Source organism: Chlorogloeopsis sp. ULAP02 (assembly GCF_038404745.2).
Classification (GTDB): domain Bacteria; phylum Cyanobacteriota; class Cyanobacteriia; order Cyanobacteriales; family Nostocaceae; genus Chlorogloeopsis.
This window is the reverse complement of record NZ_JAYKTT020000015.1, coordinates 20,457-43,373: the sequence shown is the minus strand read 5'-3', so window position 1 is coordinate 43,373 and position 22,917 is coordinate 20,457. Positions and strand designations below refer to the sequence as shown.

The following is a 22,917-nucleotide window of genomic DNA, read 5'->3' as shown; positions in this document are numbered from 1 at the left end:
GGAATGGGGAATGGGGAGTAGGGAGTTTCACTGACGCGGAGAGGAAAAGACGTAAAGACGCGGAGAAAAATTGATTAAAAATTCTCCGTGTCCCCATGTCCCCGTGTGTCCTCTTATCCTCACTCCCCACTCACCAATCCCTGTTTAAGTACAGTATCAATGTATCTAACGCAGTATCGAGTCAAGCCTCTGCCTACTTCACAAAAGGCTGTGGGAGTTTTTCCCCCACAGCAATACCGTCTCAAATTACCGTTTGTAGGCGAGAGCAAGGGCAGTTATCAAACCCAGCAGCCATTACCTGGATGCCCACGGATGCCAGCATCTCTGCAATTGCGGCAATATCAACGCCAAGCTATAAACAGTTGGTTTGCTAACAATGGCAGAGGTACGCTGAAAATGGCTACAGGCAGCGGTAAAACAATTACGGCACTCTCCGTTGCTTGTGAGTTATATAAGCAAATTAACTTGCAAGCATTGTTAATAGTATGTCCTTACCGTCATCTTGTTACTCAATGGGCGCGAGAATGTGAAAAATTTAATTTGCAACCCATTTTAGCTTTTGAAAATGTATATACTTGGCAAAGTCAACTTTCTACTCAACTTTATAATGTACATTCTGGTTCGCAAGCATTTTTGACAGTAATTACTACCAACTCTACTTTAATTGGAGATGGATTTCAGTCTCAACTTAAGTATTTTCCCGAAAAACTTTAATTATCGGTGATGAAGCTCATAATTTAGGGGCGTCTAAGTTAGAAGAAAGTTTACCCCGATTTGTGGGCTTGCGACTGGCATTGTCTGCTACACCAGAAAGATATTTTGATGAAGCTGGAACCCTATCATTATTTGATTATTTCGGCTCAGTACTTCAACCAGAATTAACTTTAAAAGATGCTATTAGTCAAGGCGCTTTAGTACATTATCTTTACCATCCAATTTTAGTAGAGTTAACGGAGATAGAAAGTCGTGCCTATGCTAAACTAACGCAAAAGATTGGCAGAGTATTGCTATATCGAGAACGTGAAAATATAGAAGTAGATAATTTAGAAGATAACGAAGATTTAAAGCCTTTATTAATGCAAAGGGCAAGGTTAATTGGTGCAGCAGCAAATAAATTAAATGCTTTACGAGAATTAATGACAAATCGCCGTGAAACAAATCATACTCTCTTTTACTGTAGTGATGGCTCCCAAGAAATAGGGCAGCGTTCTAGCTTGCATCAACTTAAGACTGTTGTCAAAATTTTGGGGGTAGAACTAGGTTACAGAGTAAGCACCTACACGGCACAAACATCTTTACAAGAACGGGAAGTTCTGCGTCGTCAATTTGAAAGTGGTGAATTGCAGGGGTTAGTGGCAATTCGCTGTTTGGATGAGGGAGTAGATATTCCAGCAATTAAAACTGCTGTGATTTTGGCAAGTTCTGGTAATCCTTGCCAATTTATCCAGCGACGGGGACGAGTTTTGCGTCCCCATCCAGGTAAGGAACGCGCCACGATATTTGACATGATTGTTTTACCACCTGATTTAGATAGAAAAACTTTAGAAGTAGAACGTAATTTACTAAGAAAAGAACTGCGACGCTTTGTAGAATTTGCTGATTTAGCAGACAATGCGGGCGAAGCAAGAATCAAGTTACTTGATTTACAAAAGCGATATGGTTTATTGGATATTTAAAGAATGTAAAAGGCAGGAGGCAAAAGGATTTTTATATGTTGTATTTGTATTTATCTAGGTTAATTCATGATTAAATACCTTAAATAAGTAGGTAGACATAATTAAATGTAAAATGGCAACTTCACTGGAAGCAGCCAGAAATAGCCTTTTACCTACCTACGCTCTTGCACGTAGCAACCCCCTACCTAGCCCTTTCAGGGCGGCTACGCCAACTGAACCCCTTTCGGGGAAAGGGAACAGCAAAGACTGCGGGAAGGGCTACTCTGCGAGAAGCCGCTTTGCGTCTACGCCCAACGCTGAACTGTAGACGCGGAGAGGCTACCGCATCTACCACTTCTACTGCCCTCTGCTTTCTACTTAACAAATCTTGTGTAGATTGATATTCACACTCATACTAAAAAACAAATAAAACAGTGGCTCTACGGTTGCGATCGCTACTGTATCCGTGTTTAAAATCAAAAAATATTAGATTCATTAAATTAAATGAATAAAGAAGCAAATATTGATGATGTTCAGGAGCCAATTAATAATGCATCGGCAGAAGTACGGCAAATTATTGAACAGGTATGCAAATTAGAAAAAATTAGATTAGATAAAAAGATAAACAGCCATATTAATGATGATATTTTGAGGATTGTGAAGGATGCCGTAAGATGAAGCTAACTTCAATTAAGCTTTGCAACTTTCGCTCCTTTTATGGAAAAACGCCAGAGATAATTCTGGCTCATGGAAATGATTGTAATACAACAATTATTCACGGCAATAATGGTGCAGGTAAAACTAGCTTACTCAATGCATTTACTTGGGTACTGTACGAGAAATTTAGTGCTGCTTTTGCCTCTGTTGAACAGTTGGTGAATAAGCGTGCAGTCGCAGAAGTAAAAATTGGGCAACCTGTAGAATGTTGGGTAGAGATTGCATGGGAACATGACGGTATACGTTACCGAGTTAAACGAGAATTTCGGGTTTATAAAAATTCAACTGACTTTGAGGTTGGTGAAACAAAATTATATTTACAGTTTGCTGGAGATGACGGGAAATGGAATTTACCAGATCAGAAGCCAGAAGATATAATTAATCAAATTTTACCTGCTAGCTTACATCAATATTTCTTTTTTGATGGCGAACGTATTGAAGAAATAGTTCGTTCTGATAAAAAAGCGGAAATTGCAGAGGCAACAAAAATTTTCTTAGGTGTAGAGGTAATCAATCGTTCTATTAATCATTTAAAAGAAGCAAAAAAAAGTTTAGAAAATGAGTTAAAAATCATTGGAGATTCAGGCATTAAACAACTTTTACAGCAGCAAGCAAAAATTGAGCGAGAGTTTGAATACATCGAGAAGCGACAACAGGAAATTAGTCAAGAATTAGAATATCAGCAAACTTTAAAAAAAGAAACAAGTCATAGATTAAGAGAACTTAACGCTGCTAAGGAATTAGAGGAAAGACGACAATTTTTAGATAAGCAAAAAAATTCTAACCAAGATACTCTTAAACAAATTAGAGAAGCATTAAAAAAAGTTATTGCCACGCGTGGTTATACTATATTGCTTTCAGAAACAACTGCAAGTTTCCGTAGAATTTTAGATGAGTTGAAGCAAAGGGGCGAGTTATCTCCTGGGATTTCTAAAGAATTTATCAATGAATTACTGAAATCTAGATGCTGTATATGTGGTGCAGATTTACACGAGGGAAGCCACTCTCACGAAAATGTGAGAAAATTATTGGATAGAGCAGGTTCTTCTACGGTTGAAGAAACGGCTATTCGCATGAGCGCCCAAGTGGACGAAATTGATACTCAAGCAGCAGTATTTTGGGAAGAGGTTGACAAGGAACAAGCAAAAATAAATGAGTTAAGAAAAAGTATCTCGCAAATAGAGACAGAGATAGATAATATTGAAGATAGATTGCGAAAAGATGCTAGTGAAGAAATAAGTAGCCTACAAAAGCGTTTAGATGAGATTGAAGAGAAAATCACAGAGTTAACTTTAGATAGAGGCAGAAATGAGCAGCAAAGCTTGCATCTAAAAACAGAATTGGAAGATTTGAACAAGCAGATTACCAAGCAGAAACTAAATGAAGAAAGGCAAGCACTAGCACAACGCCGGATCGCCGCTACCCAAGATGCAATTGATAGACTAGCAGAAGTAAAAATTCGTCAAGAAACGCAATTTCGCTTGCAACTAGAAAAGCGGGTGCAAGAGATATTCGGTGAAATTTCATTTACACCTTATATTCCAAAAATAAGTGAAAAGTATGAACTGACTTTGGTAGAAAATACAACAGGCATAGAATCACCTGTTGCTGCTTCTACAGGCGAAAATCAAATCCTCAGTTTATCTTTTATTGCCAGCATTATTGATCGTGTGCGAGAGTGGAGCGATCGCAAGAATATTCTCATGATTCCCGATAGCAGCACCTTTCCAATAGTGATGGATTCGCCATTTGGTAGTTTAGATGAGCAGTATCGGCGGCAAATCGCCAAAATAATTCCTAGATTGGCGAATCAACTAGTGGTTATGGTGACTAAAACCCAGTGGCGGGGTGAAGTAGAAGCAGAAATAGCAAACAGAATAGGCAAGCAATATGTGCTAACTTACTACTCTTCTAAACCAGAGTGCGAGCAAGATTATATTGAGTTGGCAGGAGAAAAATATTCCTTGGTGAGGCAAAGCCCGAACGAATTTGAGTATACAGAAATGATTGAAGTCAAACGAGAGGGTTAATGGTATAAATTTGAAATTGAATTCAGCCAATTGATTATTTTTAAAATATCTTCGGGTGCAACAATAACAGCTATGCTCAAGAAATAATTTTAGATGAGAATGCGACGCTTTCATTGGTTGCTTTTCCAGAAGTTGAGGTGCGGGTAAAGGAATTATTTCCTTAGCATTCGCATTTTTCAAACAAATTACAAAGCACAAGAAGAGAATGCGATCACTTTGAGATTTAAGTTAAAATTGTAACATACTCACTCTCAAAACAATGGCAGCTAATAGAATCAAGATTGCTAAAGATAAAGTCGAATTAGTCAAAGCATTAGTAGCATCAAAAGATACAACTGGCCCTTTTCAAACTTATGTAGAAGTAATAACATTTGCTGCTGCCTTGGGTGCAAAGCATAAAAAAAGAATTCCTCTAGAAGGAATAGCTAAAGATTTATCTCCACTACGACAGGATTACTTTGCTAGCAGCTTTGCTCTTTTAATTAACTTATTGGCTATTGCTGAAACAACAGACATTAAGATATTAGGTGATAACGATATAGCAGACGAGCAACGCATACATATTTTTGAAGAGTATGCTAATGGTGGACTAGAAATTTTGCAAAATGAACTACGAGGAGCAGTAGACTACTCCGAACGACTTTTATTAATTCTAAATTCCGAAAGATTTAAGCAAGAAAAACAAGAGGAATTTGATTTAAGTAAATTCCTTTCTGAAGTTAATTGATATTGTGCCTTGTTCGGTGCGATGCCAAATTCGCGCCAGAAATACCAAAAGTTGCTAGAAATACCCGTGCTCCCACCTCTCTTTCATGGGGAGTTATTTCTTTTACCAACAGTCCGCGCTCTTTAAGACCTTTGTAGGCTTTGTCAGGATCCCAAAAAGCTATTTTGCCACTATTTTGCTTTTGAACAGTAGTATAAAAATTGTTCATCACTTTGTCAAGAATGTAGTATTGATTGCTATTACAATTGCTGCCAAAAAGACCAAAATGACGAGACAACCGTCGATAATTACTGTTGTTGATAAATTTTTGAATATAGGCAATCATGCGATCGCGCGGCAAATTGAGACGAAATTGCCGCATTGACTGGGTGGAATTAGTGACAAATGCATCATATAGCTTTGCGTTGGTTGTATAAATACCGCCTGCCAAAAGAGAGGAGCCATCTACACCACGAGTTAAATCTATCTCCACACCAGACTTAGTGATGCCTTGGAAAGAGAAAATTAATTCGTTAACTCGAATTTCTTCATTCGTATTAACCGGAAACTGCTGCTTGAGGATAACGGGTTCATTGAAAGCTATACGTATTTGGCTATGCATCCCACGCACACCTAAAACTGGTTGTCGCCGCATAGCAACTTGAAAAGTCATGCTAGTTACAGATTTGACTGGAATGCTGGCAACATACCATGTATGAGAATGATTGCCAGCTTTTATATGCCGCACATTCGCAACAAAAATGTGTCCATCCCCTGTATCCTTAAAACCGTATTGCAATTTTTCGCGATTTGTAAGGAACAGAACTGGGCGATGTTGAGATTGATCGACGCACTGTTTGTGCTCTTGTGGAGCAGTTGTGTGAGAACCAGTAATTTTGAGAACAGGCGATGAAATTACACTCTGATTAGGGGTTGAAAAAATATAAGCTGGAACTATAAACGGATCATCTGATTTTTTGCATCGCTCATCCTCGTTATGAGCAAAGTTGAGACGTTCCCAGTCAGGGCTTTGTTGAGTCAACTTTAAAGTCTCAGCATTGCTATTGGAAATCATAAGGACTTCCTGAAACACCACAATCCCTGAAAGCACCAAGACTTTTGTTAATATCTTTCTCATAAAATATTCCCCAACTGTAAAAGCCCGAACTTTAAATCTCACTGCTCATACAGCAGAACGATACAGAATTGAAAATTAAATAGAGCTTGGAAATTTAAAGATTTTAAACTATTTCGAGGCATACTTGGAGTTCATGAAGATATTGCTCTGAGATATTTGCATTAGCATCAAGCTACTTTGAGCAGACTTCCACATATTTTACAATCTGAGGAAGGCATAAGGGAGAATTCCTTATCTTTGATCGCTAGTACCCAGTCTCCTTAAGAAATAATAGATATTAGTTAAATGTAGCAGCCTAAAAGTGTACATTATTCGTCTTTTTAAAGATTCTTGGCAAGTTCTAGCGATCGCCATTGTCACTGGATTTCTCAGTGGTGGTAGTAGTGCTAGCCTGATTGCTCTAATCAGCTATGCAGCAAGTAGCAAGTCCACTTCATCACTAGCAATTATAGCTTGGGGCTTTGCAGGGCTTGCAATAGTTGTACTCATTACCAGCATTATTTCTCAAGTTATGCTGATTCGCTTATCGCAGAATGCAGTATTCAAATTACGGATGCGCTTGAGTCGCCAGATTCTCTTCTCCGAGTTGAGCCATTTGGAAGAATTAGGAAACCCCCGACTACTAGCAACTCTCACAGAAGACGTTCAAGCCGTTGCCAACGGTGTTTACCAAATGCCTTTCTTGTTTATAAACTTGGCGATCGTTCTGGGTTGTGTAGTGTATATTACCTGGTTATCCTGGTTAGTCCTTCTACTAGTTGTCGCCCTTGCTGTTGTGGCAATTGCTAGTTGCAAGTGGTTGTTGGATAGAGGTGAGAAATTGCTTGCCCTTGCTCGTGAGGATCAAGATGTACTGTTTAAACACTTCCGTAGTATTACTGAAGGAGTAAAAGAGCTTAAGCTACATTATCGACGTCGTCAAGTCTTTCTAGAAAAAAAACTGCAATCAGCTGCTACTAACTACCGTCTTCACAATATTGGTGGTTTAACCCTTTTCGCTACAACTTCTAGCTGGGGACAACTTATATTCTTTTTTGCACTCGGTTTTGTACTCTTTGTATTACCCAATTTGCTTGTTATCAACTCGCAAACTCTCTCTGGTTACATCTTAACTTTTACTTACTTGATGTTGCCAATGGACAATATCATCAGTAAGCTTCCTCATCTGAGTAAAGCCAATATTGCATTGCAAAAAATTGAGTCACTGGGTTTATCTCTAGGCAGTAGAGCAGAATTACTAACAGAGCCACCCATAATTAGATATTCTTGGAAGAGCTTACAACTTCAAGACATTACTCATACTTATTATGGAGATAGAGAAGACAATAACTTTGTTTTGGGCTCAATCAATTTAACATTTTATCCACAAGAATTGATATTTATTGTAGGAGGAAATGGTAGCGGTAAATCAACTCTGGCTAAACTAATTACTGGACTTTACATTCCTGATGCTGGTGAAATTAGATTAGATGAAGAGTTAATTAACGAACAAAACCGGGAATGGTATCGCCAGCATTTTTCTGTAATTTTTTCTGATTTTTATCTATTTGACGAAATTTTAGGTTTAGAAAGCTCTACTCTAGACCATCAAATTCAAGATTACTTGAGACTACTACAAATAGACCATAAAGTAACTATTGAAAATGGTAAAATTTCTACCACTGCTCTTTCTCAAGGACAGCGTAAACGATTAGCTTTACTAATAGCATACTTGGAAGACCGACCAATTTATTTGTTTGATGAGTGGGCAGCCGATCAAGATCCAATATTTAAGGAGTTTTTTTACACCCAACTGTTACCAAATCTTAAAGATAAAGGTAAAACAGTGCTAGCAATAAGCCACGACGATCGCTATTTTCATCTCGCAGACCGAATCGTCAAACTAGAGTACGGTAAAGTAGTGTTTGACAAGCAGCACCCTTATTCAAGATGAGCAACACAAACTTAACAGATGTAGTTGTTATTGGTAGCGGTATTGGTGGTTTGAGTTGTGCAGCCATACTGGCACGCTATGGCTTTGATGTGACACTCTGCGAAAGCCACTCTATCCCCGGTGGTGCTGCTCATGCCTTTGAGCGTAACGGATTCAAATTTGATTCCGGGCCATCTTTATATTCTGGACTATCTTACAAACCTTCTGCTAATCCTCTGCGTCAAGTACTGGATGCGATCGCTGAGGATATACCCTGGGTGACATACGATACATGGGGATGCTGTTTGCCAGAAGGTGATTTTGATACGACGGTAGGTGCAGATCAATTTTGTGAGGTTCTCGCTCGTCTGCGCGGGCAAGATGCTGTTGCCGAATGGCGCAAACTTCAGTGCGTGATCGAACCCCTAGCTAGTGCCGCGGTTGCCATTCCACCTGCGGCATTGCGTCTCGATCTGGGTGCAGTCATAACGATGGGTAGATTTGCTTTGCCGATGCTACGTCATGCTGGCAATATCACCAAGTTGACGGGAGCTTTTAGCCAGGTGATGGAGGGCGTTGTTTGTGACTCTTTTATTCGTAACTGGCTGGATTTACTTTGTTTTCTGCTTTCGGGATTACCAGCCAATGGAACCAGTGCCGCAGAAATGGCATTTATGTTTGCAGACTGGTATCGCCCAGGAGTAGTGCTTGACTATCCGGTGGGCGGTAGTGGTGCACTGGTAGATGCGCTAGTTAGGGGGTTGGAAAAACACGGTGGGCAGTTAATACTGAACGCCCATGTCGAACAAGTACTCGTAGAAGGTAATCGCGCTACAGGGGTGCGTCTACGTAATGGTAAAGAAATCCGGGTGCGACGGGCTGTCGTATCAAATGCATCGGTATGGGATACGCTCAAGTTACTACCAGAGCAAGCAGTACCGAAATGGTTTATAGAACAGCGAGTTAGTACACCTGAGTGTGATAGTTTCATGCATCTCCACCTTGGTATCGATGTTCAGGGTTTGCCTTCCCAGCTTGCTTGTCATTACATTGTAGTTAACGACTGGGAAAAAGGTGTGACAGCCCCTCAAAATGTAGTTTTGGTGTCAATTCCCTCAATTCTTGATCCGTCATTAGCACCACCGGGCAAGCACGTAATTCACGTTTATACTCCTGGTAACGAGCCGTACGCTCTTTGGCAGGGAATGGAAAGAAAAAGTCAGGAGTATGCTCAAAGGAAGCGATCGCGTGCGGAAGTTATGTGGCAAGCTCTAGAGCGAATTATTCCAGATATTCGTCAGCGATGTGAAGTAACACTTGTTGGTACACCCTTAACACACGAACGCTTTTTGCGCCGCCATCGGGGTTCTTACGGTGCGGCGATTCCAGCCGGAAAAGGTTTTTTCCCAGGTTCTGGCACACCTTTACAGGGATTGCTGTGCTGTGGTGACTCGACATTTCCCGGCATCGGTTTACCAGCAGTCGCAGCCAGTGGAATGATTACCGCAAATACTCTAGCACCCGTACACAAGCATTTAGAAATGCTCAAGGATGTGGTATAGCAGGGAACTCTTAACAGGGAACAGGCTTGAAAGCCGCTTAATGTCCTTATTTAATGATTAGGCATTGTCCTAATCTATCCGGCTGCTGTATGCAAAAGGAACTGGGGATTGGTAATTAGATACTGGGGTAGTGGTAAAGAGCGGAAAATTAATAACTGCGTTTGAACAGAAATACATCTAACCAGGGTGGTAATTATTTTAAGAAAAGTAATTGTCTCGTAGGAAATAAGACCGAGACAAGAGAAAATTGATTTAATGAAACTTGGTGAAATTTATACGCCCACTAGGTAGCCAGCTCCAACTAGCTCCTAGCAGGACTTCCCCCTAATTGAGCAAGCAACTAGGAGGCAGTATTATCATGTCGGATAATTATGAAAACTATCATCTCAAAGATGATAGAAAAGATTTTCAAACTTTGGACGGTTTGCGGATACTTGTAGTAGACGATGATGAAGATACCCGTACCTTCATCAGCTTTGTTCTTGAAGAAAATAGTGCTCAGGTGGCAACCGCAGCATCAGCCCTAGAAGCTTTAAAAATAATGAAACAATTTCAACCACATCTTCTGATTACCGATCTTGCCATGCCAGAAGTTGACGGCTATTCATTACTTCGTCAAATCCGAATTCTTAATCCGCCTCTGGGAAATATTCCTGCTATTGCAGTAACAGGTATTGATTTACAAAAAGAGAGCGATTTTCATCTTCAGTGTGGGTTTCAAGGTTATCTACTAAAGCCTGTAGATCCTACAGATTTATTAATGGAAATAGTAAAACTTATTCAGCAGCAGTTATATTTTACTGATAAGTAGTTAGCTGATCATCGGGAATGCAATTTTGTTGAATATAGGTATAATAATTCTCTACTTGCTGATCGCAATTCTGTAAACTCCAGCCACAGTGCTTAGTTAGTATTTCAGTTATTACAGGTAACAAGTCCAAGCCGTAATTATTCAGCATTGCCACAAACGTGCGGCGACGGGCAATATCTACCAATGTTCGTGCCAGTTCTGAGTTTACAGCATAGACAATCTGGGCTTTAATATCTGGTAGCTCAGGCGTAATCACTTCAGCTAAATCAGATGAGCAATCTGTCAAGGCTAAAACCTCTATCGCTCTTGCTCCGTAAATTGAAAATAAATGATGAATTGAACTGGGTGAGATAACATCCTTATAATCATTAAGAGCTTTGTTGAGGCGAGAATCATTGGGTAATATGGCTCCCGGCAAGGGTTGATTCTGAGTTGAGCAGGGAGGAGCTTTTTCACCTAATTTTTGATAAACTGCATCAACTATTTCTGCCGCAACTTGGCGATAAGTCGTGATTTTACCACCAATCAAAGAAATTAGATTAACAATCCCTGCTGATGTGCGATCGCAAAGTATATGCTTGCGGGTAATTTTTCCTGGTTGCTTGCCTTCTTCCCAAGGTAGGGGGCGAACACCAGAGTAAGTAAATTTGACATCCTGACGAGACAAGCCAGCAATGGGAATAACGCGATTGGTTTCAGTGAGCAGATAGTCAATCTCATCGTGATCAGCTTTGATTTGATCGAGATTGCCTTGAAAGTGCTTATCTGTAGTTCCAATTAAGTATTTGCCCAACCAAGGAATAATAAAGAAAGGACGTCCATCTGTTTTAGCTTCTACATACAATGCAGTTATGGGTGCGCCAGCAAAGGGATCGACAATGATATGACTACCTTTCGTCGGGCCGATTTTTTTACTTTCACTCTTGCTTGATGTTAACCCATTTGCGGTAATCGATTCTAATATTTGGTCTACCCAAGGGCCAGATGTATTGACAACTACACCCCGATCGCTCAGTTTCACCCTGACTTCTTCACCTGTAAAGCGATCGCAACAGCTAAGACTATCAATCCTATTTCCTTGTTGATGTAGCTGCTGAACTTGCACATAATTAAGCACCGCTGCTCCTGCTGCTTGAGCGGAAAGGATATTTTCCAAACATAACCTCTCAGCATAAGCTACTTGGCAATCATAATATTGAGCACCACCAGACAAACCCTCAGGATCGAGATCGGGAAATAACTGCTGAAACTTTCGCTTTGGTAGCATCCTGTGAGACAACAGAGACTTATCAAAGCTCAAAATATCGTAAAGGAGCATCCCGGCTTGAATTTTCCAGTAAGGGCGAGAGCGAGCGCGATAAATCGGAATCGTCAGTAGTAGTGGTTTTACCAAATGGGGTGCTATGTGCAAGAGAATTTCCCGCTCTCGTAAAGATTCACGCACCAAGGCAAATTCAAAAGTCTCTAGATAGCGCAATCCCCCATGAATTAATCGAGTTGACCAGCTTGTCGAACCGCTGCTAAAATCATTCTTCTCAATCAAGAGCGTTTTGAGTCCCCTTAGTGCTGCATCTCGTACTACGCCAGCTCCATTAATGCCGCCACCAATTATTACTAAGTCATACGTGTTATTACTTGTAGCCTGCAAATTATTCATAACAAGCCTTTAAAAACTAATCACCTGCACAGGCAGCGCACCATCGGCTATGAATAAGACAAATAAGTCAAATCCTCTTCCCTACCTACGCTCTTGCGCGGAGTGACTTGGTGCAAGTAGCCGTACCTTCGGAAGCCGCTTCGCGTCTACCGCGTCTACTGCCTTCTGCCTTTTTCTTAAGAGATATCCAATATTCCCCGATCGCCATCTAAAGTTGCTTGTACACCGACTGGTAAAGCTGCATTCGGTGCTTCATGACCAAAGGGTAAATTAGAGACAATAGGAATACCTAAATCACCCAAGCGATTGCGTAAAACTTCCTCTACACTAAAGCTAGGTACATTGGGTGGCGCTTCACACCTACTAAAGCTCCCCAAGGCAATACCACGGACTTTAGACAAAACACCGCTCATCCGCCATTGTGTCAACATCCTGTCGATGCGATAGGGAGCCTCGGTGACATCCTCAAAAGCAATAATTACACCGTCCATCTTTGGTTGGAAGGGTGTAGCAAAAAGATGAGTAGCCACAGTCAGATTTGCTGGTAAAAGAATGCCACTAGCAACACCGCCTCCCCAACCACAACCCTTTAAAGGAGCAAGGGGACGCCCTTCCACCCAATCGAATAAGCGTTGCAGCGACCAATCTGGTTCATCGGCTATTGTAGTCAATAAAGGAGCATGAACACCAGAAATCCCTGCTTGATAAAGACTCCACAACAAAGCGGTGATGTCAGAAAAGCCTATCAACCACTTGGGAGTAGGAGAAGACACGGAGACAACCAGACGCGGTGACGCGGAGAAACAATCAAAAATATTCCCCACGTCCTCTTCCAAAATCCGGGTGCTGCCAAAACCACCTCTGGCACAAAGAATGCCCCGACATTCTGGATCTTGCCATGCAGATACTAAATGGTCGCGGCGATTTTCATCCTTACCTGCCAGATATCCCCATTTGGCATCTATCTCTGGAATGATTTGTAACTTATAGCCACGTGATCGCCAAATCTCTACTCCGCGTTGAAATGCCCCCAATTCTCGCAAAGCACCACTAGGAGCAATGACTCTGAGTAAGTCTCCTGGCTGGAGGGGTGGTGGAATAATAATTTGGGGTGGCATTAAAAAATAATCTCCTTAAACCATTTTTCAAAGCGATCGCCTAGTGCTTTGAGAGAAAATTCTTCCTCAGCCTGCTGGCGACAAGTGTGACGGTTGATTTCGTGAATACGCTGCGTTGCATTTACCAACCCAGCAACGCTATCAGGTTCTACCAAAAATCCAGTTTTGCCATCTTGGACTATTTCTGCTGGGCCACCACGACTGTAGGATATAACTGGAACTCCACAAGCAAGTGCTTCTATAGCCACATTTCCAAATGCTTCTACCCAACGCGGTGTCATTAATAAAGCTTGACACTCGCGGACTATCTGTTGCAACTGCTCAGTTGGTAAAAATCCCAGATATTCAAAAGGGGCATTGGGGAAATCCCGACGAATCTGCTGCCAGTATGATTCATCCTGAATTTTACCCATAATCTTTAGTGGAATTTTAGTAGTTTCTGCTACAGCTACTGCATCTTCCAAAGCTTTTTCTGGGGAAATGCGACCTAACCAAGCTAATTGTTGTTTTGGTTCAGTACAAAATTGATACAGAGATAAATCAATACCGCTACTTAAATAGTATATGGGTGGGGTGATCTCAGGAAAAGTCGCCGCTTGTGAGGGAGTGTAAAAGCCAAGCGTACCGGGAAATTGCTTTGATATCTGGATGATAATTTGGTCGAGAGCATCAGACAGAGAACCCATGCTGACAAAATGAGCGATCGGGCATCTGAAAAAAGGTGTCAGGTAAAAAGGCAACCAATCGTAAGCAAAATTTACAATCAAGTCATAGTTATCTTGAACTTGACGCGCATAGTCCCACATATTTGCCAACACAGAATTTTCTGGCATAGTGATGGGATCTGTGCGTTTCAGGCTTTGAGCAATAATTTGTAAATTACCGGGAATTTGTTTTAGTGGTAGTGAATTCCATGTGGAACCATTTGGAGCAACGATTTGCAGTTGATGACCCCTGCGGATCATTTCTTGGGCTATATTATACACGCTTAATTCCACACCGCCACCAAGTCCTGTACCAAGAGGCCCAACGGAAGTGGAAACAAACAGTAATTTTAGAGATTGAACAGAAGCACTCATCAGCCGTGTGAGGAGGTAAAACCACAAAGACACTAAAGCACAAACTCAACACAAAAGGAACATCGAAGTTGTTTTGAAGGTTACTGGTGGATGGCGATCGCTCCAAGAATTTTGTTGAGTGCTTGTTGTATAACTTTTACTTCTTCATCACTCAGTTGATCACCGAAATACTCCGCAATTCCTTTTGCTGTGAGGGAATTACAAGTGGTTGAGCAGTGGCTCGACAACTTCTTGGGTTTCTTTACTACTCAATACCGGAACAATTTCAAAAGTTGCTCCTGAACCACGCCACTTCAAAATCCATTCTTGAAGCAAGCGTAAGTCGTCACACTCCATCAACTGAAAACATCGGCTAAAATTCGGCTCCACCCAGCTATCAAGATACTTCAGTCCTTCAGGAAACATCCTACCTTCATCCCGAATGCGTTTATAGATTGGTAGCATATCATTGTCTTTAAATCGCTCAACAATCATGAACAGCATTTGATAGTCCTTCAGTTTCAATCAACTTGCCCAATCTTACTCGGACTAGTAGACACTTGATTCAACTGAGAGGTTTTTGATATGACACTATATTAATGGGCGATCGCCTCATTGAAGCTGATAAGTAAGTCGGTGTTAATCATGATAATTAGTGTGTAGTAGCGCTACTCTGCGAGAAGCAGTACCTACGGTAGGTGCAACAGCGAATAAGCGTAAGTAGCCGCTAGCTACGGCGAACGCGTCTACCACGTCTATAGCGAACAAGCGCCATTATTTTGAGAGCGACAACCGCGCAATACACCTACTAAATCTAACCTCTCAATTTTTCCAAGTGCAAAATCGGAGCATAACTATGGCTATCTTGTGCGATTAACTTGTCAACTTGCAAAACAACCTCAGCATTGTCTAAAACCAGTAGAAAATCATCAGAACATAAACATTGAAGTAAACATCCAATCTGAATTTTTGATTGCTGTTGATCTGGCAATAAGGGGACAAGTTCACTCACAAGACTAGCTAGCGGTTCAGTACGAGGGAGCGATCGCCCCCTTGCACCATCAAACTCATTTTCGATTGGTTCTATCAGCTTTACAACCCAAGAAGATTGTTCTATTTCCGTCAAAGCCACAAATGCTACGAATTTGTATTTCCCTTGTCGGAGCAGTTGTTTAAGCTTGCCAAATTCTTGAGTGTATCTAGATAAAATCGAAGTCTTAGCTAGCTCGCAAACATCTTGCTGTTGCTGTGAATCCCGAAAGCTAAGAAATTCTTGAGCCTGTTGATATCGCTCCAAAGCTTGTCGAAAGTTCTTTTTAGTAATTTTCTCTCCCAAAGCTTGAGAGAGGACATTCCATAGCACTGAGCCTACATCCTTCTTAATATAGTCAAGACAGTAGCCGCGATCATTTGCAAACTGCTCGTATGTTTGATTTTGGCAAGACGCTTTCAATAAATCAGCTTGTAAGTCATTAAGATGTTTGCCCGTGGATTTATAGATGACTTTATCAGCAATATCGAATAACTCTTGAGTATTCATCGAATACAACTCATTAAATATTTTTTTAGACAATTAGAATTGCTCGACCGAGAAAATCTCAGCCGAAAATTAATTGTTGAATCTGGCCAACTAAAAGTTTTTTATCTCAAAATAAAAAAGATTTTCAAAGTATGATGTCACACTCAAATCTACAGCAATCAAACACTTTTCACCACACTTTTTAATCCTCCGTCAGTTAAAAACCTGATTTTAATAGTTTGTGCAAATATACAAAAACGTAGATTCGCGAATAAAATTCTGCCAATCCTTTCAAAATCTTGCTTCAGTATATTCTCTAAATAAGAGCATACTTAGTATTGATTGTTTTATTTCTGTCTTTGTCTTCTCTTCAATATTTCCTTATTCTTCTTTTAAACAAACATCTTAATCACTGGAGTACAAAGATAGATTTCGCTACACATAACTTCATGCATTGATCCCACCTAATCCCCCAAAACCCCCCTCGTGTTTTTGCGTGGTTTTTAGGAATATCAAATTGTACTCAACAACGCACACAAAACCATCATCCAACTCAATCACTACAAATCACAATGACTGACTTGATTTAAAAAAACTCAAATGCTTAAAAAAGCTTTCACAAGATTCACCCACCATTCATTATTATGTCTGCTCGTAGTAGTCGGCATCAATGCAGAAGCCCAAGCGCAAACTGTCACTAACTCTGTCAATTCTCAATCTCAACCCAATCAAGAACAAACACTTGATAACCAGCAACGCAACTCCGCCGCTATTCATCAAACCGGAGTTTATAACGTTGGTGAATCAGCGACATACAAAATTCAAGGCGTCGCCGGAATCCAGGTTGTTTGCCCTCGCCCATCCTTAATTCTAGGAACTTCCTTTAGTTCCTTTGATGGAATTAGCTTCTCAGAAAATGCTTCTTATGGTTTAAACGCTGCTTTTGTAATTCCTCTAGGTGGAAGACTAGAGAGTACCTGCAAAAGCATGGCAGAAACGATTGCTCGTAAGACTCAATATGATTTAGAGATTATCAATGCTCGTGCTTGTGCTGAACTCATCGGTGCTGGCATCCAATTAACCCCCGAAAGTTTCCCAACTATATATGGAGTCTGTAAAGGGGTGACTATAACCAGAAATAATACAAATGAACCTAATAAACAGTCTACGAGGTTCCAGCCTCAGCCATTACCAACATTTGAGGCTGAAAAAGACAACTAATTCTCATTTCACAAAAAGGATACACCCATGAAGAAAGTTCTTGGCTTGGCAATTCTGGCTGCTTTTTTTGCTACCCCTGCTTTGGCTGGTGAAACTTTTGTTCGTAACGAGTGGACAAATACTCACACCACAACAAAAACTGATTTGAATCTTGATTCTAAAACCTATTCAACTCGGAATGAAAAATACGAATCTTGGGCAGATAAGATTTATGTAGATGGTGATGTAGACGTTAAATATACTTGGGGTGGCAAAGAAGTAGCATTTGATGATTTTACCGTTCATACTGCTGGTTCTTCTCTATATGGTAACTACCATGAAAGTAATTACACTAAAGTTTATGGAACGATTCATAGCATTATGAATTCATACAGTAATGCGCACGAAACCACAGCAGGTGTTCGTTAATCTTCAGACTGTTTGATGTCAACTGAAAACGTTCTAGGGTGGATATTCCACCCTTTTTTAAATGAAATATTTAATACTATTATCTATTGGGCTGTCGGGATGGGTTGCTTTTATCTATTCCCATAAAGAATTTTTTTTGAATCAATTTCCGAGCTTGTATATGAACTCTATGTTCAAAATACCTCATCAACATCCCCAAGGAAATATACAGATTCAGCAAACGGGTTTTCAGTCTAATCAAATCAAACAAGATTTATATAATTCTATCTCTACAGGAATGACTTATGCGGAAGTTCGTTCGATTATTGGCTGGGATGGTGTTTTAATTTATCAAAATGAAATCAATTTTGCTGGTGGAAAGATTCGCGAGAAAATTTACCAATGGAATAATTATGGTGTTTATTCCACTGATAATGAATCTCAAACAATAGATGATCCTAATCCGTATTGGAGTGTGACGCTACAATTTCAAAATGATATTCTCATTCATAAAGCATCTTTTAACCTCGATCCTTAGGCTTTAAGCTGTAATTTGGCTGTACTCAAAACCTGTTAACCATTGATGAAAAATCGCTTTTTGCTAGTATGACCGTATTAATCATACTACTGTCCTATGAATATACTACTAAGTTGAGCGAGATACCGTATAATATTCATCTGTGCAGGAGGTCAATCATGGCTATATTACAGCTAGAAGACGGCAAGACATACACTGAACTAAAAGACATTACTCGCGAGCTTGCATGCTTAAATATCCAACTCAATCGCTGGTCTGTAGGAGAAAATCCCCAGTTAAATCAGTTGTTGGCAAAAGATAGTCTTAATGAAGACGAAAAAGAACAAGTCCTTGAAGCTTTAGACGGCTACTTTGAGCAATTGAAACAAACTGCTGGCTACGAATCTCGTGATTTGATTGTTCTACATCCAGAAACACCAAATCTTGATGGGCTTTTGACAAAATTTGACAAAATTCATACTCATGCAGACGATGAAGTTCGCTACATTGTTGCAGGAGAAGCAATTTTTGGCTTTGTGCGTCCCGATCGCACTCAAGTCGAACTAACTGTGCAGCCAGAAGAGTATATTAACGTACCAGCCGGAACTGAACATTGGTTTTATCTCACACCAGCACGCCGAGTTAAAGCAGTACGTTATTTCGCTGGTACAGAAGGGTGGGTTCCCGAATATACAGGTACACTAATTCGTATCCATCAGGTGGTAGCCTGAAAAAGTTGGGTTGCGGGAGAGGAAGTGAAGAGAATCGTTTTTTGTGACTTTGATGGCACGATTACTGTAAAAGAAACCTTTGTTGCAGTTCTCAAGCATTTTGCGCCGCAGCTTTCTGGGCAGTTGATACCCCAAATGTACGCACGAGAGTTGACACTACGTGAGGGGGTGCGGCGAATTTTAGAATCAATCCCATCCTCTCGCTACCCTGAAGTTTTAGAATTTACACGGTATGAAAAAATTCGTCCAGGATTTACAGAACTGCTGAATTTTCTAGAAGCAGAAAAAGTGCCTTTAGTTGTCATTTCTGGGGGTCTGCGGGGGATGGTAGAGGCTGTTTTGGGTGAACTAATGCCACGAATTCATGCTCTCCATGCAGTAGATATAGATACTAGTGGTGAATACTTTCAAGTACACTCGGAATTTGAGGGTGGAACGGAATTAGTCGCCAAGGTACAAGTGATGGAAAAGTACTTGGTTGATGAGAAAATTGCTATTGGTGATTCTCTTACCGACTTAAATATGGCATTAGAAACACCGATAGTGTTTGCCCGCGATCGCCTTGCCCAATACTTAGAAGAACACCAAAAACCCTACATTCCCTGGCAAGACTTTTTAGAAGTGCGTGACTACTTAGCAAAATTGTGGAATTCAGTTTCAACCCATGAATAGCCCAATCCTAACTGATGCCCGTCTAGAGTTAATCGCTGCTGCCCGTCATTTTTACCAACAAGGCTGGATGGTGGGAACTGCGGGCAATCTCTCAACGCGTTTACCTGATGGTAGCTTCTGGATTACAGCTAGTGGAAAATCTAAAGGCGAATTAGCACTGGGTGATTTTGTTCGGATTTATCCAGATGGTAGGGTTGAACTAACTGCGGATGATTCTAAACCTTCTGCTGAAACTGCCATTCACCAGGTAATTTACAATCTTTTTCCCGAAGCTGTCAGTTGCTATCACGTCCACTCAGTTGAGGCAAATTTAGTTTCTTGCTTTGCCCCAGGAGATGTCTTACCTCTGCCAGCACTGGAAATGCTGAAAGGACTGGGAGTGTGGGAAGAAAATCCAAATTGTGTAATGCCTGTATTTGCAAACCATCTACAGGTGAAGCTGATTGCAGATGAGATTAAAGAGAGATTCAGTGTAACTCCCCCGCAAGTGCCTGCCCTACTCATCCGCAATCACGGTGTTACAGTGTGGGCAACTTCTCCCATAGATGCTCGTAATTATATTGAGTTAGTAGAGTATATTTTTCGTTATATGGTTGCAGGTCATCGGATAGGGATAATGTGAAAGGGGGAGACGCGGGGACACAAAGACAAGGGGACAAAGAGAGTAATGAAACAACCACTAACTAAGTATCTAAACAAAATTAATTACACATTTTTTTGCTGTTCCCTGTTCCCTTGCCTCTACCCATAACTTTAATTTTGCCTAACCACTTATTAGCTGTTGGCCATTAACCCTCCGGGTAATCTGCGAGAAGCCCTTCGGATATCCTGCGGGTTCTCCGTTAGGCGTAGCCCTTCTCGTAGAGTAGGAGTATGGGGGTTCGCATACCCTTACGGGAAGCCCTCACCGCCCGGAGGGCGTCTACATGGGGGAGATCCCCAAGAGCGCGCTGGCTCACCACTAACTCCTGTACGGGTGGGTTTAGAAGACAAATTCTCGGTTTTAACGGCAAGATTATCAGCAGAACCACTATATCACTAACTACTAACCACTAACACATGACTACTCGCGTTGTTGCCCGTGTGATTGCTCTACCTGATCAAGTCGAAGCACTCAAAGCTGTGCTACTGGAATTAATTGAGCCTACTCGCCAAGAAAACGGTTGTATCAAGTATGAATTATTACAAAACCAATCCACTCCAACAGACTTTACTTTTGTTGAGGAATGGGCTTCCAATGATACTCTTGATGCTCATCTCGCGTCAGCTCATATTAATAAGGCAGTAGCTCAACTAGATGGTTTAGTTGCGGCTGAACCAGATATTCGTCGCTATCAACTTTTGGCATAGTATTGCAAAGAACATTGACAATCTCTTGATGTTATTGTGCCTCCAAATTTGCTTCCAGCATGATAACAGCAAGCCCCTCAAGGTAAAGTCAACCTGGAGGGGCAATTTGGAAAAGTTGGTAATAACGGTAGCAGCAAATCTATAAAGTTTAGTTTATGACTGCATCACTCTTAAAATCTTAGGATTCAATCAGAATGCCCAGATATTTTAGTTGCTGCAACCCAGTCGTTCTCTGCCAGCAATTTTTGAATAATTTTCAGTCGTTGCTCGCTTGGTTTCACTTAGCGATCGCACAAAGCTCTATTTAGGCAGGAATGACTTGAACAATTAGTGAGCGTTTATCAAGCGATTGTACTTTACCCACTGAACTGAGATCGCTGACAATACGGTCTAAAAGTTTTCCCGCAGCATCACGATATTGATGCTCTCGACCTCGTAAACGAATGGTAAACTTAACAGAATCGCCTTTACTCAACCATTGGGTAGCTTGAGTGATGCGTAAATTGTAATCGGCCGTACCGACATTGGGACGAAACCGAACTTCCTTAACTGTAGGTCTAGAACTCTGACCCTGACGTTTTTTCTTTTGATACTGAAGCTTGCCGTAGTTGAGAATTTTCGCCACAGGAGCCTCTTTGCCTTCAGAGACTACTACTAAATCGAGATCTACGCTCTCGGCTAGCTGTAGAGCCTCACGGGTGTTGACAAGACCACGATTGTTATTCTCATGATCGATCAAGAAGACTTGAGGTGACTTGATCTGCGAGTTAATAAGTTGTTTTTGGACTACGATAGTTATTTCCTCTCAATTGTTCAACAGTTTGATTTGCAATTAATGCTAAGGTAACACAATGCTAACTATGAACATAGATGCGGACATAGTTAGCATATGTGATGGGTTAAAAATAATACTTCTCTGAGAAGCTTAAAGTCTGTAATCAGAGTTAGGACGATGCCTAACTTGATACGCTCTTAATGCAGCTTGAGGAATTACAGTTCTCCTATTTCTTCTAAAAGCAGGGATTTGCCCTTTTTGCACAGCTACATACAAATCGCTCTGACTCATGCCCAAACGTCTTGCTGCCTCTGCCAGTGAAACACCTTGCATTTGCATACGCTGTTGCCTTCCTTGCAATCGTAATTAGATTGCTATCTAAATTAAATTGTAACTAATTATTGAAAAATATTAAAAATAATAAAGAAATTTTGAACAAAGCAAGTTGAAATCAGCGATCGCCAAATATTTTATTGCTCGCCTTTATAAACAAAGTAATCATTGCGCCAGACAGGTTGACGCATTCTGAAGTATCTTAAGACCACAGACAATTAGTCTAAAGTTCACAATCGCAACTACCATGTGTCAACTGCTGGGAATGAATTGCAATGTTCCGACGGATATTTGCTTTTCTTTTGAGGGCTTTTCGGCACGAGGAGGAAAAACTGACGATCATAGCGATGGTTGGGGCATTGCTTTTTTTGAAGGAAAAGGATGTCGGTTTTTTATAGATCCCAAATCCTCTGTCAGTTCTCCGATCGCAGATTTTGTGCGACGCTATCCCATCCACTCTACCCACGTGATTGCCCATATTCGCAAAGCCACCCAAGGAGAAATTGCTTTAGAAAACTGCCATCCCTTTCGCCGCGAATTGTGGGGGCAATATTGGGTATTTGCCCACAATGGCGATTTACCGAATTTTTCTTTGCTTGGTATGCAGTTTTATCAAGCTGTGGGTAACACCGACAGTGAAAAAGCTTTTTGCTTAATATTAGAAACTTTGCGAGAACGCTTTCCTTTTGGGAAGCCTCCTTTAGAAGAGTTATATCCAGTCTTGCAAGAAATTACTGATAAACTGGCTTCTACAGGTATTTTTAACTATTTACTAACCAATGGCGAACACTTTTTTGCTCATTGCTCAACTAAACTCTGCTACATTGTTCGACAAGCACCCTTTGCTGCTGCCCATTTGATAGACGAAGATGTAACAGTAGATTTTCGAGAATTGACTACTCCCAGCGATCGCGTTGCCGTTATTGCTACTACTCCCCTGACTGACAACGAAGTGTGGACACCAATCGCTCCAGGGGAATTGCTGGTATTTAAAGACGGTTTACCAATCAAGTAGAGAATTAAGCTGATATTAACTTCACCTTTGCAA

At 40.9% G+C, this 22,917-nt stretch carries 22 protein-coding genes and 1 pseudogene; 15 read left to right on the top strand and 8 right to left on the bottom strand.

Annotated elements, in window-relative coordinates:
- The first annotated feature begins 159 nt into the window (after nt 1-159).
- The 4 genes and pseudogenes from U2718_RS08280 to U2718_RS08265 all read left to right on the top strand — a co-directional run bounded on the left by U2718_RS08280 (nt 160) and on the right by U2718_RS08265 (nt 5,129).
- Nucleotides 160-1,676: pseudogene (locus U2718_RS08280) on the top strand (DNA phosphorothioation system restriction enzyme).
- Nucleotides 1,677-2,159: 483 nt separating this feature from the next.
- Nucleotides 2,160-2,333 carry a hypothetical protein gene (locus U2718_RS08275; protein WP_341997673.1) on the top strand — a complete coding sequence of 58 codons (174 nt, stop codon included), beginning with the start codon at nt 2,160-2,162 and terminating at the stop codon, nt 2,331-2,333.
- Nucleotides 2,330-4,402 (top strand): AAA family ATPase, encoded by a 2,073-nt coding sequence (locus U2718_RS08270; RefSeq protein WP_341997675.1) that lies wholly within the window; start codon nt 2,330-2,332, stop codon nt 4,400-4,402. The genes U2718_RS08275 and U2718_RS08270 overlap by 4 nt, the downstream gene beginning before the upstream one ends.
- A 259-nt stretch (nt 4,403-4,661) precedes the next feature.
- Complete coding sequence (locus U2718_RS08265) at nt 4,662-5,129, top strand: DNA phosphorothioation-associated protein 4 (RefSeq protein ID WP_341997677.1); 468 nt, start codon at nt 4,662-4,664, stop codon at nt 5,127-5,129.
- On the opposite strand, the gene U2718_RS08260 is transcribed toward U2718_RS08265, so the two are convergent.
- Nucleotides 5,122-6,246, bottom strand: a complete 1,125-nt coding sequence (locus U2718_RS08260; RefSeq protein ID WP_341997679.1) for a hypothetical protein — start codon at nt 6,244-6,246, stop codon at nt 5,122-5,124. The two genes, U2718_RS08265 and U2718_RS08260, sit on opposite strands and share 8 nt — an antisense overlap.
- Before the next feature lie 301 nt (nt 6,247-6,547).
- On the opposite strand from U2718_RS08260, the gene U2718_RS08255 reads away from it, so the two are divergent.
- The 3 genes from U2718_RS08255 to U2718_RS08245 all read left to right on the top strand — a co-directional run bounded on the left by U2718_RS08255 (nt 6,548) and on the right by U2718_RS08245 (nt 10,531).
- Nucleotides 6,548-8,179: a cyclic peptide export ABC transporter gene (locus tag U2718_RS08255; RefSeq protein ID WP_341997681.1), complete on the top strand. Its 1,632-nt coding sequence runs from the start codon at nt 6,548-6,550 to the stop codon at nt 8,177-8,179.
- On the top strand, nt 8,176-9,720 hold the full coding sequence (locus U2718_RS08250) for an NAD(P)/FAD-dependent oxidoreductase (RefSeq protein ID WP_341997683.1): 1,545 nt from the start codon (nt 8,176-8,178) through the stop codon (nt 9,718-9,720). Before U2718_RS08255 ends, U2718_RS08250 begins: the two co-directional genes overlap by 4 nt.
- Nucleotides 9,721-10,078: 358 nt before the next feature.
- On the top strand, nt 10,079-10,531 hold the full coding sequence (locus U2718_RS08245; RefSeq protein ID WP_341997684.1) for a response regulator: 453 nt from the start codon (nt 10,079-10,081) through the stop codon (nt 10,529-10,531).
- On the opposite strand, the gene glpD is transcribed toward U2718_RS08245, so the two are convergent.
- From glpD to U2718_RS08220, 5 genes are all read right to left on the bottom strand, one after another.
- Complete coding sequence (gene glpD, locus U2718_RS08240) at nt 10,518-12,188, bottom strand: glycerol-3-phosphate dehydrogenase (RefSeq protein WP_341997686.1); 1,671 nt, start codon at nt 12,186-12,188, stop codon at nt 10,518-10,520. The genes U2718_RS08245 and glpD overlap by 14 nt on opposite strands.
- Nucleotides 12,189-12,364: 176 nt before the next feature.
- Nucleotides 12,365-13,306 (bottom strand): LD-carboxypeptidase, encoded by a 942-nt coding sequence (locus U2718_RS08235; protein WP_341997688.1) that lies wholly within the window; start codon nt 13,304-13,306, stop codon nt 12,365-12,367.
- Nucleotides 13,306-14,385, bottom strand: a complete 1,080-nt coding sequence (locus U2718_RS08230; RefSeq protein WP_341997690.1) for a glycosyltransferase family 4 protein — start codon at nt 14,383-14,385, stop codon at nt 13,306-13,308. Before U2718_RS08230 ends, U2718_RS08235 begins: the two co-directional genes overlap by 1 nt.
- A gap of 198 nt (nt 14,386-14,583) precedes the next feature.
- A complete protein-coding gene (locus U2718_RS08225) occupies nt 14,584-14,868 on the bottom strand; it encodes a DUF3303 domain-containing protein (protein ID WP_341997695.1) in 285 nt (94 codons plus the stop codon).
- 310 nt (nt 14,869-15,178) lie between these two features.
- Nucleotides 15,179-15,904, bottom strand: coding sequence for a hypothetical protein (locus U2718_RS08220; RefSeq protein ID WP_341997697.1), 726 nt, complete (start codon nt 15,902-15,904; stop codon nt 15,179-15,181).
- Between the two features lie 579 nt (nt 15,905-16,483).
- Here U2718_RS08220 and U2718_RS08215 point away from each other — a divergent pair.
- The 7 genes from U2718_RS08215 (at nt 16,484) to U2718_RS08185 (ending at nt 20,761) form a co-directional block, all read left to right on the top strand.
- On the top strand, nt 16,484-17,104 hold the full coding sequence (locus tag U2718_RS08215; protein ID WP_341994204.1) for a hypothetical protein: 621 nt from the start codon (nt 16,484-16,486) through the stop codon (nt 17,102-17,104).
- 27 nt (nt 17,105-17,131) lie between these two features.
- Nucleotides 17,132-17,512, top strand: coding sequence for a hypothetical protein (locus U2718_RS08210; RefSeq protein ID WP_341997699.1), 381 nt, complete (start codon nt 17,132-17,134; stop codon nt 17,510-17,512).
- Between the two features lie 169 nt (nt 17,513-17,681).
- Nucleotides 17,682-18,029 (top strand): hypothetical protein, encoded by a 348-nt coding sequence (locus U2718_RS08205; protein WP_341997701.1) that lies wholly within the window; start codon nt 17,682-17,684, stop codon nt 18,027-18,029.
- A gap of 158 nt (nt 18,030-18,187) precedes the next feature.
- Complete coding sequence (locus U2718_RS08200; protein WP_341997703.1) at nt 18,188-18,739, top strand: acireductone dioxygenase; 552 nt, start codon at nt 18,188-18,190, stop codon at nt 18,737-18,739.
- A gap of 24 nt (nt 18,740-18,763) precedes the next feature.
- On the top strand, nt 18,764-19,411 hold the full coding sequence (locus U2718_RS08195) for an HAD-IB family phosphatase (protein ID WP_341997705.1): 648 nt from the start codon (nt 18,764-18,766) through the stop codon (nt 19,409-19,411).
- Nucleotides 19,404-20,033 (top strand): methylthioribulose 1-phosphate dehydratase, encoded by a 630-nt coding sequence (mtnB, locus tag U2718_RS08190; RefSeq protein WP_341997707.1) that lies wholly within the window; start codon nt 19,404-19,406, stop codon nt 20,031-20,033. The genes U2718_RS08195 and mtnB overlap by 8 nt, the downstream gene beginning before the upstream one ends.
- A 437-nt stretch (nt 20,034-20,470) precedes the next feature.
- Nucleotides 20,471-20,761 (top strand): putative quinol monooxygenase, encoded by a 291-nt coding sequence (locus tag U2718_RS08185; protein ID WP_341997709.1) that lies wholly within the window; start codon nt 20,471-20,473, stop codon nt 20,759-20,761.
- Between the two features lie 304 nt (nt 20,762-21,065).
- Here U2718_RS08185 and infC read toward each other — a convergent pair whose 3' ends face one another.
- Together infC and U2718_RS08175 are read right to left on the bottom strand one after the other, a co-directional pair.
- Nucleotides 21,066-21,533: a translation initiation factor IF-3 gene (gene infC / locus U2718_RS08180; protein WP_411813251.1), complete on the bottom strand. Its 468-nt coding sequence runs from the start codon at nt 21,531-21,533 to the stop codon at nt 21,066-21,068.
- A gap of 153 nt (nt 21,534-21,686) precedes the next feature.
- Nucleotides 21,687-21,875, bottom strand: coding sequence for a helix-turn-helix domain-containing protein (locus U2718_RS08175; RefSeq protein ID WP_341997711.1), 189 nt, complete (start codon nt 21,873-21,875; stop codon nt 21,687-21,689).
- 241 nt (nt 21,876-22,116) lie between these two features.
- On the opposite strand from U2718_RS08175, the gene U2718_RS08170 reads away from it, so the two are divergent.
- Complete coding sequence (locus U2718_RS08170) at nt 22,117-22,884, top strand: class II glutamine amidotransferase (protein ID WP_341997713.1); 768 nt, start codon at nt 22,117-22,119, stop codon at nt 22,882-22,884.
- Nucleotides 22,885-22,917: the final 33 nt, after the last annotated feature.

Coding starts and splice junctions, on each gene's coding strand:
- U2718_RS08185 (WP_341997709.1), top strand. CDS start 20,471: ATGACTACTCGCGTTGTTGCCCGTGTGATTGCTCTACCTGATCAAGTC.
- U2718_RS08265 (WP_341997677.1), top strand. CDS start 4,662: ATGGCAGCTAATAGAATCAAGATTGCTAAAGATAAAGTCGAATTAGTC.
- U2718_RS08215 (WP_341994204.1), top strand. CDS start 16,484: ATGCTTAAAAAAGCTTTCACAAGATTCACCCACCATTCATTATTATGT.
- U2718_RS08170 (WP_341997713.1), top strand. CDS start 22,117: ATGTGTCAACTGCTGGGAATGAATTGCAATGTTCCGACGGATATTTGC.
- U2718_RS08230 (WP_341997690.1), bottom strand. CDS start 14,385: ATGAGTGCTTCTGTTCAATCTCTAAAATTACTGTTTGTTTCCACTTCC.
- glpD (WP_341997686.1), bottom strand. CDS start 12,188: ATGAATAATTTGCAGGCTACAAGTAATAACACGTATGACTTAGTAATA.
- U2718_RS08205 (WP_341997701.1), top strand. CDS start 17,682: ATGTTCAAAATACCTCATCAACATCCCCAAGGAAATATACAGATTCAG.
- U2718_RS08270 (WP_341997675.1), top strand. CDS start 2,330: ATGAAGCTAACTTCAATTAAGCTTTGCAACTTTCGCTCCTTTTATGGA.
- U2718_RS08245 (WP_341997684.1), top strand. CDS start 10,079: ATGTCGGATAATTATGAAAACTATCATCTCAAAGATGATAGAAAAGAT.
- mtnB (WP_341997707.1), top strand. CDS start 19,404: ATGAATAGCCCAATCCTAACTGATGCCCGTCTAGAGTTAATCGCTGCT.
- U2718_RS08235 (WP_341997688.1), bottom strand. CDS start 13,306: ATGCCACCCCAAATTATTATTCCACCACCCCTCCAGCCAGGAGACTTA.
- U2718_RS08250 (WP_341997683.1), top strand. CDS start 8,176: ATGAGCAACACAAACTTAACAGATGTAGTTGTTATTGGTAGCGGTATT.
- U2718_RS08225 (WP_341997695.1), bottom strand. CDS start 14,868: ATGCTGTTCATGATTGTTGAGCGATTTAAAGACAATGATATGCTACCA.
- U2718_RS08220 (WP_341997697.1), bottom strand. CDS start 15,904: ATGAATACTCAAGAGTTATTCGATATTGCTGATAAAGTCATCTATAAA.
- U2718_RS08175 (WP_341997711.1), bottom strand. CDS start 21,875: ATGCAAATGCAAGGTGTTTCACTGGCAGAGGCAGCAAGACGTTTGGGC.
- U2718_RS08275 (WP_341997673.1), top strand. CDS start 2,160: ATGAATAAAGAAGCAAATATTGATGATGTTCAGGAGCCAATTAATAAT.
- U2718_RS08260 (WP_341997679.1), bottom strand. CDS start 6,246: ATGAGAAAGATATTAACAAAAGTCTTGGTGCTTTCAGGGATTGTGGTG.
- U2718_RS08210 (WP_341997699.1), top strand. CDS start 17,132: ATGAAGAAAGTTCTTGGCTTGGCAATTCTGGCTGCTTTTTTTGCTACC.
- U2718_RS08200 (WP_341997703.1), top strand. CDS start 18,188: ATGGCTATATTACAGCTAGAAGACGGCAAGACATACACTGAACTAAAA.